This is a genomic window from Streptomyces sp. cg40 (assembly GCF_050320165.1).
Lineage (GTDB): Bacteria > Actinomycetota > Actinomycetes > Streptomycetales > Streptomycetaceae > Streptomyces > Streptomyces hokutonensis.
In genome coordinates, this window is sequence record NZ_CP190128.1 from 9,019,440 (window position 1) to 9,032,597 (window position 13,158).

A 13,158-nucleotide genomic window follows, 5' to 3' on the forward strand; every position below is an offset into this window, starting at 1 on the left:
CCCTGCTGCAGGTGTTGCTGCACGGGGTGCTCAGCCGTTGCTGGAGCCTCCGCCCTGGCAGCCTTCCGGCTCGCCGACGGACGGGAAGTGGTGGCCGTACTCGGCGAGAGCGGCGAGAGCCTTCAGGTCTGGGACCCGGCCACCGCCAGCCGGGTCGGCCCCGTGGCAGCAGGGGATTTCGAGCGGCCGGTGTGCCCGCTCAAGTCCGCGGACGGCCGGGTGCTCCTCGCGGTCCACGGCAAAGCGGGTCTCCAACTCTTCGACACACGGACCATGCCCCCGGTACGCCCACCTCTCGACCCTCCCTTCGGCGTCTGGAACACAGCCGCAGTCGGTGACCACATCGCGGTGGCCGGCGAGACCGGCATCGTGCTGCTCTTGCGGCCAGCCTGACGAGGCCCACCGGCTCCTTCGGCGACTGTCTCACGTTGGCGGTCCGGTTGTGCCTGGTCAGCGCGGTGCGTCACCAAACCCGATTTCGTTCACGTCGGGATCACGGTACGTGGCTTTGCGTACGGCATTCTCGGACGTCTCCCGCTTTGCGGGCTGAAGTCTCCGACCGGCGACAGCCTGGTGGTCCGCTTCCGCCCAGCACGTGTACTGCTGCTCGCCGAACCCGTGCAGGATCACTGGTTGGTTGAAGCCCTGCACCGCATCCGAAACGTCACCTGCAGAGACGACGCCTCGCGAGTACGCACCGGCACCGCGCCCCGCGCCCTGGAGTCGGCGACCACCTGCGCGTTCACCCCGTGCCGGCGTGACTTGGCTGAGTAGCCGGTCCGGCTTTCACCGAGTCGGCCGCACTCGGTCAGGGTGCCGTCGAGCAAGACGAACTCGGGGTCCGCTTCACGTAGCGATTCAGGAGATCCAAGAGGAGGGCCGCGAGCCTGTCGGCGCCGATACATGCGACTGCCGGGCGCGTACGCCGGGTCACCAGTCGGTCTCCTTCCGCCGTTTCGGCCGCTAGACCTGGCGCACGGACAGCATCCGCAGCAGGCGAGTGAGGGCGGACCTGACGCACGGCCAGGTGATCGGGGTGCTGGTGGCCAACCGGCTGACTGCTCCCGCGCCGCTGTTCCGCGTCGGTGACTGGGTGTCCTCGTGTGAGGCTGTCAGGGGTCCTGGTGGAGGCCGATGTGTGTCCCGGCCGGTGCATTGACGGGTCTCATCGGTGTCGTGCTGGGGGCTTCGGCGATCAGTGGCGTTGTCGCGTCCGGCCGGTGGCAGCAGAACGCCTCTTCAGGGACACCACCGGGACGCGAAGATGTCCATGGCGGGACGCCGACGTGTCAGTCGGGGGTTGCGTCCAGGGAAGTGGTGTACGGGTTCGACCTGATCCGGGGGTTTGCTCCGGCATCGGGATGGTGCCCGCATAGTTGAACGGCCACCGGCTGATCTTCGAAGTGTCGAAGCCTCGAAGGAGATCAGCACGATGACCGCACCAGACAGTCTGCCCCTGCACGCCCTCGCGGAAGACAACCTCGCTTCGGCGAGTCCCGATCTGCTGCGCGCGATGGTCAAGACGTTCGCCGACGCGCTCATGTCCGCGGAGGCCGATGCCCTCTGCAATGCCGAATACGGGCAGGTCAGCGACGAACGCGTCAACTACCGCAACGGCTATCGCCCGCGCGAGTGGGACACGAGGGCCGGCACCGTCGAGCTTGCCATTCCCAAGCTGCGCCAGGGCAGCTACTTCCCGCACTGGCTGCTGGAGCGACGCCGCCGGGCCGAACAGGCCCTCATCTCAGTGGTCGCCACCGCCTACCTGCTGGGTGTCTCCACCCGAAGAGTCGAGAAGCTCGCCGAGTCCCTGGGCGTCACCCAGCTGTCGAAGTCCCAAGTCAGCGCGATGGCCAAGCACCTGGACGAACAGGTCGCCGCGTTCCGCAACCGCCCCCTGGACGCCGGCCCCTACGCCTTCGTCTGGGTGGACGCGCTCACCCAGAAGGTCCGCGAGGGCGGCCGCATCATCAACGTCCACGCGCTGATCGCGGTCGGCGTGAATGCCGACGGCCACCGTGAGATCCTCGGCATCGACGTCGCCACCGCCGAGGACGGTGCCGGCTGGCTCGCCTTCCTGCGCTCCCTGACCGCCCGCGGCCTGTCCGGCGTCCAACTCGTCGTCTCCGACGCCCACATGGGCCTGGTCAACGCGATCGGTGCCACCCTGCCCGGCGCGAGCTGGCAGCGCTGCCGCACGCACTACGCCCGCGCGTTGCTGAGCCAGGTCCCCAAGTCGGCCCAGCCATGGGTGGCCACCCTGCTGCGGACCGTCTTCGAACAACCCGACACCAACGCCGTGAAGGCCCAGATGCGCCACGTCCTGGACGCGTTGGAGGCCAAGTTCCCCAAGGCCGCAGCCCACTTGGACGCCGCCCAGCACGACGTCCTGGCGTTCACCGCGTTCCCGCGTGAGATCTGGCGGCAGATCTGGTCGAACAACCCGCAGGAACGACTCAACAAGGAGATCCGCCGCCGCACCGACGTGGTCGGCATCTTCCCCGACCGCACCGCCCTGATCCGCCTCGTCGGCGCGGTCCTGGCCGAGCAGAACGACGAATGGACCGAAGCCCGCCGCTACATGGGACTCGACCTCCTCGCCAAGACCCGCCTCCACCCGATCGAGTCACAAACCGACGAGACCATCGTCCCGACCGAACTCACCGCCTAGCCTCAAAGAAGAGATCACCGAGTGGCCGTCGATACACCACTCCAGCGGACGTGACCTCAGTCGGGTTGGAGGGCCGGGGGACCGGCGCTCCTACCCCGGTTGATGCTCCATCGGAAGAGCGGCTCGGGCCCGACTTCCGAGAATCGTCCTCCGCGGTCGCCTGCAGTGAGGGCCCGGGGGACGGCGGTCGGTCACTCCCGGCCGGCGAAGTGCACGACGACGTGGACGGCCTGCGCTGACCTGGGCGCCTCCGCTGCATCAGCGGCCGGCCAGGAGCCGGCCGGGTTCAGCCTCCTCCTCAGGCGCCACAGTCCGGCCGACCCCCTGGATCCCGGAGATCCGCGCAGCCTCGGGTGCGTCGACGGGCAGGCACCCGCCCGGCCCGAGTTCTGCTCAGGACCGGCCGGGCCCGGCGTTCCGCCGCACCGGAGACCTGCCAGGATCCAGTACGACCGGACAGCTCTTCGTCTCACCGCGTCTCACACATTTGTCACAGACGAGAGCGACCGGGAGCACGCGAGAGCCTCTGACCTGGAACTTTGATGTCGTCACTGACCACGGTGAACCAGATGGACGCGCCGTAAGCTAGGCACATGGCCTACGAGATTCCGGTGACGCAAGCCAGGGCTGAGCTCGCCGACCTGATCAACCGGGTGGTGTACGGCGGTGAGCGCGTCGTCGTGACACGGCACGGCAAGCCCCTCGTCGCGCTGGTCTCCGCCGCCGACCTGGAGCGACTCGACGAACTCGACAAGCTGGACGCGAACGCCGATGAGCAGGTGATCAGCTCCGTCTCGCACGTCCGCGAGGTAGCTTCCGCTCCCCGCGAACACCAGCGCTTCGGCATCGCGGCCGAGCACCGGAGGCCGAACCCCTCCTAGGCGACCGGTCGAGGGGCGGCTCTACGGGCGTAGATGTGATTGTCCTGATCACAGCTCGGTTAACTTGCTTGAAACGCCGTCCAACTAGCCTGCCGATCCACGCCACCAGGGACTTTGACCAGGGGCTACGGCAGCCGGACCCCGCACGGTCCGGAGCGAGGACTGTGAGGTGGGAGCGTGCAACTGACCCCGCACGAGCAAGAGAGGCTGCTGATCCATGTGGCGGCCGACGTGGCCGAGAAGCGCCGGGCCCGTGGTCTGAAGCTCAACCACCCCGAGGCGGTCGCCCTCATCACGTCGCACATCCTCGAGGGCGCCCGTGACGGCCGGACCGTCGCCGAGCTGATGGCCTCCGGGTGCAAGCTGCTCACCAGGGACGACGTCATGGAGGGCATCCCCGAGATGATCCACGACGTACAGGTCGAGGCGACCTTCCCGGACGGCACCAAGCTCGTCACCGTCCACGACCCGATCGTGTAGGAGGCCTCGATGATTCCCGGCGAGATCCTGTTCGCGGACGACCCGATCGTCTACAACGCGGGCCGCGAGGTCACCTCGATGACCGTCCTCAACGCCGCCGACCGGCCCGTCCAGGTCGGCTCCCACTACCACTTCGCCGAGGCCAACCCCGGGCTCGAGTTCGACCGCGCCGCCGCGCGGGGCAAGCGGCTCAACGTCGCCGCCGGCACCGCCGTGCGCTTCGAACCGGGGATCCCCGTCGACGTCGAACTCGTCCCGCTGGTCGGCGCCCGTGTGGTGCCCGGACTGCGCGGGGAGACCGGAGGTGCCCTCGATGCCTGAGATCTCCCGCGCCGCGTACGCGGACCTCTTCGGGCCGACCACCGGCGACCGCATCCGGCTCGCCGACACCGACCTCCTGATCGAGATCGAGGAGGACCGCTCCGGCGGTCCCGGACTCGCCGGTGACGAGGCCGTGTTCGGCGGCGGCAAGGTCATCCGCGAGTCGATGGGCCAGGCGCGTGCCACGCGCGCAGAAGGCACCCCCGACACCGTCATCACCGGTGCCGTCATCATCGACCACTGGGGCATCGTCAAGGCCGACGTCGGCATCCGCGACGGCCGGATCACCGGCATCGGCAAGGCCGGCAACCCCGACACCATGGACGGCATCCACTCCGACCTGGTGATCGGCCCGGAGACGGAGGTCATCGCGGGCAACGGCCGCATCCTCACGGCCGGTGCCGTCGACGCGCACGTCCACTTCATCTGCCCGCAGATCGCCGACGAGGCGCTCTCCGCCGGGGTCACCACGCTGGTGGGCGGCGGTACCGGTCCGGCCGAGGGCTCCAAGGCGACGACCGTGACGCCCGGCCCCTGGCATCTGGCCCGGATGATGGCCGCGATGGAGCAGTACCCGCTCAACATCGGCTTCCTCGGCAAGGGCAACACCGTCTCGCACGACGCGATGCTGTCCCAGATTCGCGGCGGCGCCCTCGGGCTGAAGCTGCACGAGGACTGGGGCTCGACCCCCGCCGTCATCGACGCCTCGCTCACCGTCGCCGACCGCACGGGCGTCCAGGTCGCCATCCACACCGACACGTTGAACGAGGCCGGCTTCGTCGGCGACACCCTCGCCGCCATCGCCGGACGCGGCATCCACGCCTACCACACCGAGGGCGCGGGCGGCGGGCACGCGCCCGACATCATGACCGTGGTCTCCGAGCCGCACGTGCTGCCCAGCTCCACCAACCCGACCCGGCCCTACACCGTCAACACCGCCGAGGAACACCTCGACATGCTGATGGTCTGCCACCACCTCAACCCGGCCGTCCCCGAGGACCTCGCGTTCGCCGAGTCCCGCATCCGGCCCTCGACCATCGGCGCGGAGGACATCCTCCACGACCTCGGCGCCATCTCGATCATCTCCTCCGACGCGCAGGCGATGGGGCGGGTGGGAGAAGTCATCCTGCGGACCTGGCAGACGGCCCATGTGATGAAGCGGCGGCGGGGCGCACTGCCGGGGGACGGGCGCGCGGACAACCATCGCGTACGGCGCTATGTCGCGAAGTACACGATCAACCCCGCCCTCGCGCAGGGCCTCGCCCGCGAGATCGGCTCTGTCGAGAGCGGCAAGCTCGCCGACCTCGTGCTGTGGGAACCGGCGTTCTTCGGCGTCAAGCCGCACCTCGTCATCAAGGGCGGCCAGATCGCGTACGCGCAGATGGGCGACGCGAATGCGTCCATCCCTACTCCGCAGCCGATTCTGCCGCGGCCGATGTTCGGGGCGATCGGACGGGCTCCCGCTTCCAACTCCTTCAACTTCGTCGCGCAGTTGGCGATCGAGGACGGGCTGCCCGAACGGCTCGATCTCGGCAAGAAGTTCGTGGCCATCGAGTCCACGCGTGGGGTGACCAAGGCCGATATGCGGGAGAACGACGCCCGGCCGCGCGTCCAGGTCGACCCCGACAGCTTCGCCGTGCACATCGACGGGGAGCTCGTCGAGGCGACTCCGGCCGCCGAACTGCCCATGGCCCAGCGGTACTTCCTCTTCTGATGAACGGGTCGCGATGAGCAGGGGAGCGTTGCTGGTCCTCGCCGACGGGCGCTTTCCCGCCGGTGGGCATGCGCACTCCGGCGGGGCGGAGGCGGCTGTCAAGGCCGGGCGGGTCACCGGGGCGGCGAGTCTCGGTGACTTCTGTCGGGGGCGGCTGCATACCGTGGGGCTTGTGTCCGCCTCGCTGGCCGCTGCGGCCGTACTCGGTGTCGATCCTGCTGAGTTGGACGCGGCGGCTGACGCGCGGACGCCGTCGCCTGCTTTGCGGGTCGCTGCGCGGAAGCTCGGGCGGCAGTTGATGCGGGCGGCGCGGGCGACCTGGCCGTCGGGTGAACTCGACGCGCTGGCGCGGGAGTTTCCGAAGGGGGCACATCAGCCGGTCGTGTTGGGGCTGGTCGCTCGGGCGGCCGGGCTCGGGGCCGAGGATGCTGCGTACTGCGCGGCCTACGAGAGTGTGAGTGGGCCCGCGTCCGCGACGGTGCGGTTGCTGAGTCTTGATCCGTTCGACGCTACGGCTGTACTGGCGCGGTTGGCGCCGGAGTTGGACCTTGTCGTCGATCGGGCGGTTGAGGCGGCCGGGCGCGTGGTGGACCACGGTGTTGATGAGCTGCCTTGTGCGGCTGCGCCGTTGCTGGAGATCGGGGCGGAGGCGCATGCGGCTTGGGCTGTGCGGTTGTTCGCGTCGTAGGGGTTTTCTCGCCCCCGCCGCCCCTACCCGTCCCGTCCCTGGGGGCTGCCGCCCCCAGACCCCTGCTTCGGCCTGGACGGCCTCGTCCTCAAACGCCGGACGGGCTGAGAGATGCCGGCCCGGTTGAGAGATGCCGGTCCGGTTGAGAGGTGCCGGCCTGGTTGAGAGGTGCCGGTCCGGTTGAGAGGTACCGGCCCGGTTGAGAGATGCCGGTCCGGTTGAGGGGTACCGGCCTGGTTGAGAGGTGCCGGTCCGGATGAAAGATGCCGGCCCCACCAATACGTGCCCCACCCGCAACGCCCGCACAAACCCAGAAGGAGCCGCCCCATGCACCTCGACCACACCCACGACGGCCCCGCCGCCGTCAGTGCAGACGCTCATCGCCCGGACGGGAACCGTCGTGCCCTCCGTATCGGCCTGGGCGGGCCCGTCGGTTCCGGTAAGACCGCTACCGTGGCCGCGCTCTGCCGGGCCCTGCGGGACGAGCTTTCGCTCGCTGTCGTCACGAATGACATCTACACCCGTGAGGACGCCGAATTCCTGCTGCGGGAGGCCGTGTTGCCGCCCGAGCGGATCGCCGCCGTGGAGACGGGGGCCTGCCCGCACACCGCCATCCGGGACGACATCTCCGCGAACCTCGAAGCCGTGGAAGACCTGGAGGACGAGGTCGGGCCGTTGGATCTGATCCTTGTCGAGTCCGGTGGGGACAATCTCACCGCCACCTTCTCCAAGGGGCTTGTCGACGCGCAGATCTTCGTGATCGACGTCGCCGGCGGGGACGATATTCCGCGCAAGGGCGGGCCGGGGGTCACCACCGCCGATCTGCTCGTCGTCAACAAGACCGACCTCGCGCCGTACGTGGGGTCCGATCTCGGGCGGATGGCCGCCGACGCGAAGGCTCAGCGGGCCGAACTGCCCGTTGTCTTCCAGTCGTTGCGGACCGAGGCGGGGGTCGGCGATGTGGCCCGCTGGGTGCGGCAGCAACTCGCCGCGTGGGCCGCGTGATCGTGACCGGCGTTCGGGCCGCCGCGCGGATCGTGGCCCGGGACGACGGGCGGGGCGGTACCGCGCTGCCTGTGCTGGAGGGCGACGGGCCGCTCGCGCTGCGGCGGATCCGTGCCACCGGTTCCGAGGCTCGGGTCATGCTCGTCGGGGCCATGAGCGGGCCGCTCGGCGGGGATCACTTCGCCGTCGAGGCCGGTGTGGAGAGCGGGGCGCGGTTGAGAGTTGGGTCGGCCGCCGCCACCATCGCGCTGCCGGGGCAGGCGAAGGGGGAGTCGCGGTACGACGTACGGCTGACTGTCGCCGAAGAGAGCGAATTGCATTGGCTGCCCGAGCAGTTGATCTCCGTGTGCGGGAGCGACTTGCGCGTCACCACCCGTGTCGACCTCGCCGGGTCCGCCCGGCTCGTACTGCGTGAGGAGCAGGTGCTCGGGCGGGTCGGTGAGGAACCCGGGCGGCTCACCAGCCGTCTCACTCTGCGGATCGGTGGACGGACCGTGCTGGTCCAGGAGTTGGCCTGCGGTCCCGGTGCGCCGGGCGGCTGGGACGGGCCCGCCGTGCTCGCGGGGCATCGCGCGGTGGGTCAACTGGTCGTCGTACGGCCGGAGTTCACCCGGGAACCGCCTGCGGCGCGGATGCTGGGGGAGTGTGCGGCGCTGGCGCCGTTGGCCGGGCCCGCGGTGCTGGTGACGGCTGTGGCGGCTGACGGGCTGCGGTTGCGGCGGGTGCTGGACGAGGCGTTGGCGACGCTCGGGTGAGTATCCGCTGAGCGGTACCTGAGTTTCCGCTTATCGGATTGGTAAAGAAGGTCAACAGCCTCTGTCCTCAGACACCTCACAGCCGGGAGGATCCCCCGAGACCATTTCGCAACTAAGTACGGGGAGGGGCCCACTTGAGGTTCATCAGACCGAGGAGCCGCGTCACGGCGTTCGGCTCGGCCGGGTTCGCCGCGGCGGCTCTGATAGCCGGCGCCGTGGTGGCACCCACGGCCACCGCCCAGACCAACCAGACCGCCGGTCACGGGCAGGACCGTGCGGCCGCCCAGGGCGCCGCGCTCGCCGCCGCCCGCGCCGCGAAGGCCGGGATCGACTGGCAGGACTGCCCCGCCGCCTGGGGCTTCGCGAAGCCCGTCCAGTGCGGCTGGGTCACCGTGCCGATCGACTACACCAAGCCGAACGGCAAGAAGATCAAGCTCGCCGTCGACCGTGCGGTCAGCACCGGCACCGCGGCGGAGCGCCAGGGCGCGCTCGTCTACAACCCCGGCGGTCCGGGCGGCTCGGGCATGCGCTTCCCGCTCCGGGTCACCACCAAGAACCCGCTGTGGGTCAACACGTCCAAGGCGTACGACTTCGTGGGCTTCGACCCGCGCGGTGTCGGCCACTCGGCGCCCATCTCCTGCATCGACCCGCAGGAGTTCGTGAAGGCGCCCAAGGCGGACCCGGTGCCGGACTCCACGGCCGACAAGAACGCGCAGCGCAAGCTGGCCCGTGAGTACGCCGACGGCTGCGCCGAGCGCACCGGTACCACCATGCTCGCGCAGATGACCACGCCGAACACCGCGCGCGACCTCGACGTCATCCGCGCCGCCCTCGGCGAGAAGAAGCTCAACTACCTGGGCGTCTCCTACGGCACCTACCTCGGCGCCGTCTACGGCACTCTGTTCCCGAGCCACGTGCGCCGGATGATCGTCGACAGCGTCGTCAACCCGGCGCGCGACAACATCTGGTACGAGGCCAACCTCGGCCAGGACGTCGCCTTCGAGGGCCGCTGGAAGGACTGGGAGGACTGGGTCGCGAAGAACGACGCGGCCTTCCACCTCGGCACCACGCGTGCAGCGGTCCAGGCGAAGTGGCTGGAGCTGCGCGCCACCGCCAAGAAGAGCCCGCTCGGCGGGGTCGTCGGACCGGCCGAGCTGCTCGGCTTCTTCCAGGGCGCCCCGTACTACGACTCGTCGTGGGTGCCGGTCGCCACCGCGTTCAGCAAGTACTTCGCCGGTGACCCGCAGCCGCTGATCGACGCGGCCTCGCCCGACATGTCGGACACCGCGGGCAACATCACCTCGGAGAACGGCAACGCCGTCTACACGGCCGTCGAGTGCACCGACGCCAAGTGGCCGACCAGCTGGGCGAAGTGGGACAAGGACAACACGGCGCTCAACAAGAAGTACCCGTTCCTGACCTGGTCCAACGCCTGGATGAACCTGCCGTGCGCCACCTGGCCGGTCAAGCAGCAGTCCCCGGTCGAGGTGAAGACCGGCAAGGGTCTGCCGCCGGTGCTCATCGTGCAGTCGCAGCGTGACGCCGCGACCCCGTACGAGGGTGCCGTCGTCCTGCACCAGCGCTTCAAGGGCTCCCGCCTGATCACCGAGAAGGACGCGGGTTCCCACGGTGTGACCGGTCTGGTCAACCCGTGCATCAACTCCCGTGTGGACACCTACCTGTTGACCGGGCAGCTGGACAAGTCCGACGTGACGTGCACCCCGCACGCGACGCCGGTGCCGTAACAAGCAGCAGTCGTACATGACGTGGGGCGGTCGGTTCGCGACCGGCCGCCCCTCTTCATGTCTTCCGTCTGTGGAGCCTCAACTCAGCGGCAGGCGGGGGAACTTGCGCTGCTCCTTCGCGGCGGCCGCCTGTTCCGCCTTGACGACGGCCGCGTACTGGTCGACGTACTCCTGCTCGGAGAGCATGAGGATCGCGTACATGATCTCGTCGGTGATGGCGCGCAGGATGGCCTTTTCGTTCTCCATGCCTGCGTAGCGGGAGAAGTCGAGGGGCTTGCCGAAGCGGATGGTCACCGGGTGGATGTTCGGGATGACCTTGCCGGGCGGCTGGGCCTCGAAGGTGCCGATCATCGCGCAGGGGATCACGGGCACCTGGGCCTTCAGGGCCATGACCGCGACGCCGACCTTGCCCTTGTAGAGGCGGCCGTCGTGGGAGCGGGTGCCCTCGGGGTAGATGCCGAGCAGCTCGCCCTTGCTCAGGACACCGAGGCCCTCGCGGATGGCGGCCTGGCCCGCCTCCTTGCCGGAGCGGTCGACCGGGATCTGGCCCGCGCTGCGGAAGAAGGTCGCGGTGAGGCGGCCCCTGATGCCGGGGCCGGTGAAGTACTCGGCCTTGGCGAGGAACGTGATCCGGCGCTTGAGGACGGCGGGCATCAGGAAGTGGTCCGCGAACGAGAGATGGTTGCCCGCGACGATCGCCGGACCCGACTCCGGTATGTGGTCGAGGCCCTCGATGCGGGGCCGGAAGGCCAGTCTGAGCAAGGGACCCAGAATCACGTATTTAAGGACGTAGTAGAACAAAGGGGGGTCGCTCCTCACTCCGGCGGGTCGGCTCGACCGATCTGTTCTCGCAGGTCACCCGGTCTCTCGTGGGCTGCCAGTGTAGGGGCAGGCGGCGTCGCGTGGAACCGGAGGCGATCAGCGCGCCGCGGACACGGCCGAGGGCGGCGAGAAGGGAATCCTCGCCGCCCTCGGGACGGAACTGCCGCCGGTCCGCCGGGACTTACACGGACGCGGTGCGCGCCCTGCGGCGGTACAGCGCGAACGCGGTGGTCGCGCCCGCGGCGGTGACCAGACCCGCGCCGATCGCGATCGCCGGCGTGTTGGAGGCGGTGCCGCTGGCGGCGACGTTCTGCGCCTTCAGATCCTGGGCGTACGCCGGGTACGGGGCCGTGGTGGCCGTCGACGAGGTCTGGGAGTAGTGCGGGATCCGCTTCACCGACTGCACGGAACCGTTCGTGTTCAGCAGCACCTGCTTGTCGTTCGGGTGCTTGAAGTCGAACATTCCGGCGAGGGTGCCGGCCCGCTGGTCGAAGGAGGAGTCACCGATCCGGCCGGTGTGCCAGTTGTCCTCGATGAACTGCGTGATCGACGCCTGCTCGGTCGGCGTGTGGTCGATCTTGTCGACCTTGCTGTACGGCGAGATGACCAGCAGCGGCTGCCGGGTGCCGGGGCCGCAGCGGTCCGCGTAGCCGCTCTTCGCCGCCGGACCGGCCTGGCAGGCGGGGCTGTCGATGGCCTTGCCGTTCGAGCCGACCGTCGAGTCCGTGGAGCCGTTCAGCACCTTGGAGGTGACGTGGTCGTACCAGCCGTCGGAGTCGTCGTAGGCGATCACGACCGCCGTCGACTTCCACTCCGGCGACTTCTGGATCGCGTTGATCTCCTTGATCAGGAAGTTCTGCTCGTCGGCCGGGTCCGAGTAGCCGGCGTGCCCGTCCTGGTACTCGGCCGCCTTCAGGAAGCTCACCGCGGGAAGGTTGTTCGCCTTCAGCGCCGCGTCGAAGTCCGTCAGGTCGTAGTTGTGGTTCGCCCGGCCGTTGTGGCCGATCTCGGCGACCGACTTCGGCGCCAGGTGGTGCGGGTTCGACGTCGACTTGTAGTACTCGAACGGCGAGTGGTGCGGGCTGTAGTCCTCGGAGGCCGCGCCGCCCACGTTGGTGTGCGTGGTGCCCGCGCACTTGGCGTAGTCGCCGCTCTTGCCGTCCCACGCGGTGCTCGGCCGGAAGCCGCCCTGGAACCAGCCCCAGGTCACACCCTTGTTGTTGAGCAGGTCACCGATGTTCTTGCCCTGCATCACCGCGAGCGCGCTGGTCGCGGTGTGGTCCTTGTCCGAGCAGTCGTCGAAGGCCGGGTCGGGGTCGTTGATGACCGTGCCGACACCCTTGGCGTTCGGGGAGACAACGGCGTACGAGTCCGGGGTCGTCGTCTGCTTGGGGTTCTCGGTGCCGGAGGCCGGGTCGACAGATATGACCCCGTGGGTCTGGCCGGAGATCAGGTTCAGGGCGCCGGGCGTCGAGGGACCGAAGGTCGAGCTGAAGGAGTGGTCGTTCAGCGCGAACTGCTGCGCGTAGTTCCACAGGCCCGTGACGGTGTTGCCGTCGTAGTAGTCCATCACCAGACCGGGCTCACCGAACAGGCCGGTGCACTTGTTGACCTCGGTGTTCTCGACGTACTTGTCGGCCTTGCCGCCGTCGGCCGCGTACTGCTCCGGGCCGTAGGAGTGGTTCTGGTCGCAGGTCATCACCTGCGAACTGCTCAGCCGGGTCGGCGTGTAGAGGTTCGGGTTCTTCTTCAGCAGCCCGGCGTTGAGCAGGTTGTCGGCCTTCGGCGTGTGCGCCGCGGCCTTGAACTTCGTGCCGTCCGTGTTGGCGGCCTGCGGGTAGGTGGCGAAGTAGTGGTCGAACGAGATGTTCTCGTCGTAGAGGACGACCACGTGCTTGATCGGGGTGGCCGTACGGGTGCTGCCGGAGGGCTGGTGGCCGCCGGAGTTCGCCGCCGCCGGGACGACCCCGCCCGCCGTGGCCAGCGCCGCCGCGCCGAGCAGGGCGCCCACGCGGGTCAGGCCCCGCCGCGCGCCTGGAATTCTTCCTGTGCCGATCATGCTGTCTCGCCTTCCGG

12 protein-coding genes are annotated in these 13,158 nt (G+C 69.2%); 10 read left to right on the forward strand and 2 right to left on the reverse strand.

The features are described 5' to 3' along the window. The first annotated feature begins 87 nt into the window (after positions 1-87). The 10 genes from ACQHII_RS40695 to ACQHII_RS40740 all read left to right on the forward strand — a co-directional run bounded on the left by ACQHII_RS40695 (position 88) and on the right by ACQHII_RS40740 (position 10,260). Entirely contained in the window at positions 88-393 is a 306-nt protein-coding gene (locus ACQHII_RS40695) for a hypothetical protein (protein ID WP_427923939.1), read from the forward strand. A gap of 1,039 nt (positions 394-1,432) precedes the next feature. Further along, positions 1,433-2,671: an IS256 family transposase gene (locus ACQHII_RS40700; RefSeq protein WP_427920940.1), complete on the forward strand. Its 1,239-nt coding sequence runs from the start codon at positions 1,433-1,435 to the stop codon at positions 2,669-2,671. A 593-nt stretch (positions 2,672-3,264) separates the two neighbouring features. Further along, positions 3,265-3,552, forward strand: a complete 288-nt coding sequence (locus ACQHII_RS40705) for a type II toxin-antitoxin system Phd/YefM family antitoxin (RefSeq protein WP_427923940.1) — start codon at positions 3,265-3,267, stop codon at positions 3,550-3,552. A gap of 177 nt (positions 3,553-3,729) precedes the next feature. Beyond that, positions 3,730-4,032: an urease subunit gamma gene (locus ACQHII_RS40710; RefSeq protein ID WP_427923941.1), complete on the forward strand. Its 303-nt coding sequence runs from the start codon at positions 3,730-3,732 to the stop codon at positions 4,030-4,032. A 9-nt stretch (positions 4,033-4,041) separates the two neighbouring features. Continuing rightward, entirely contained in the window at positions 4,042-4,353 is a 312-nt protein-coding gene (locus ACQHII_RS40715) for an urease subunit beta (protein WP_019070943.1), read from the forward strand. Continuing rightward, positions 4,346-6,067, forward strand: coding sequence for an urease subunit alpha (locus tag ACQHII_RS40720; RefSeq protein WP_427923942.1), 1,722 nt, complete (start codon positions 4,346-4,348; stop codon positions 6,065-6,067). The genes ACQHII_RS40715 and ACQHII_RS40720 overlap by 8 nt, the downstream gene beginning before the upstream one ends. Positions 6,068-6,080: 13 nt before the next feature. Then, positions 6,081-6,755: an urease accessory protein UreF gene (locus tag ACQHII_RS40725; protein WP_427923943.1), complete on the forward strand. Its 675-nt coding sequence runs from the start codon at positions 6,081-6,083 to the stop codon at positions 6,753-6,755. 327 nt (positions 6,756-7,082) lie between these two features. Then, positions 7,083-7,760 carry an urease accessory protein UreG gene (gene ureG / locus ACQHII_RS40730; RefSeq protein WP_427923944.1) on the forward strand — a complete coding sequence of 226 codons (678 nt, stop codon included), beginning with the start codon at positions 7,083-7,085 and terminating at the stop codon, positions 7,758-7,760. Beyond that, positions 7,748-8,515: an urease accessory protein UreD gene (locus ACQHII_RS40735; RefSeq protein ID WP_427923945.1), complete on the forward strand. Its 768-nt coding sequence runs from the start codon at positions 7,748-7,750 to the stop codon at positions 8,513-8,515. Before ureG ends, ACQHII_RS40735 begins: the two co-directional genes overlap by 13 nt. 134 nt (positions 8,516-8,649) lie before the next feature. Further along, positions 8,650-10,260: an alpha/beta hydrolase gene (locus tag ACQHII_RS40740; protein WP_427923946.1), complete on the forward strand. Its 1,611-nt coding sequence runs from the start codon at positions 8,650-8,652 to the stop codon at positions 10,258-10,260. 78 nt (positions 10,261-10,338) lie between these two features. On the opposite strand, the gene ACQHII_RS40745 is transcribed toward ACQHII_RS40740, so the two are convergent. Together ACQHII_RS40745 and ACQHII_RS40750 are read right to left on the reverse strand one after the other, a co-directional pair. Next, positions 10,339-11,061, reverse strand: coding sequence for a lysophospholipid acyltransferase family protein (locus ACQHII_RS40745; RefSeq protein ID WP_427923947.1), 723 nt, complete (start codon positions 11,059-11,061; stop codon positions 10,339-10,341). Between the two features lie 202 nt (positions 11,062-11,263). Then, complete coding sequence (locus ACQHII_RS40750) at positions 11,264-13,141, reverse strand: phospholipase C (protein WP_427923948.1); 1,878 nt, start codon at positions 13,139-13,141, stop codon at positions 11,264-11,266. Positions 13,142-13,158: the final 17 nt, after the last annotated feature.

Excerpts from the sequence above, each read along its gene's own strand:
- ACQHII_RS40700 (WP_427920940.1), top strand. The coding sequence starts at position 1,433 with ATGACCGCACCAGACAGTCTGCCCCTGCACGCCCTCGCGGAAGACAAC.
- ACQHII_RS40705 (WP_427923940.1), top strand. The coding sequence starts at position 3,265 with ATGGCCTACGAGATTCCGGTGACGCAAGCCAGGGCTGAGCTCGCCGAC.
- ACQHII_RS40715 (WP_019070943.1), top strand. The coding sequence starts at position 4,042 with ATGATTCCCGGCGAGATCCTGTTCGCGGACGACCCGATCGTCTACAAC.
- ACQHII_RS40720 (WP_427923942.1), top strand. The coding sequence starts at position 4,346 with ATGCCTGAGATCTCCCGCGCCGCGTACGCGGACCTCTTCGGGCCGACC.
- ACQHII_RS40725 (WP_427923943.1), top strand. The coding sequence starts at position 6,081 with ATGAGCAGGGGAGCGTTGCTGGTCCTCGCCGACGGGCGCTTTCCCGCC.
- ureG (WP_427923944.1), top strand. The coding sequence starts at position 7,083 with ATGCACCTCGACCACACCCACGACGGCCCCGCCGCCGTCAGTGCAGAC.
- ACQHII_RS40750 (WP_427923948.1), bottom strand. The coding sequence starts at position 13,141 with ATGATCGGCACAGGAAGAATTCCAGGCGCGCGGCGGGGCCTGACCCGC.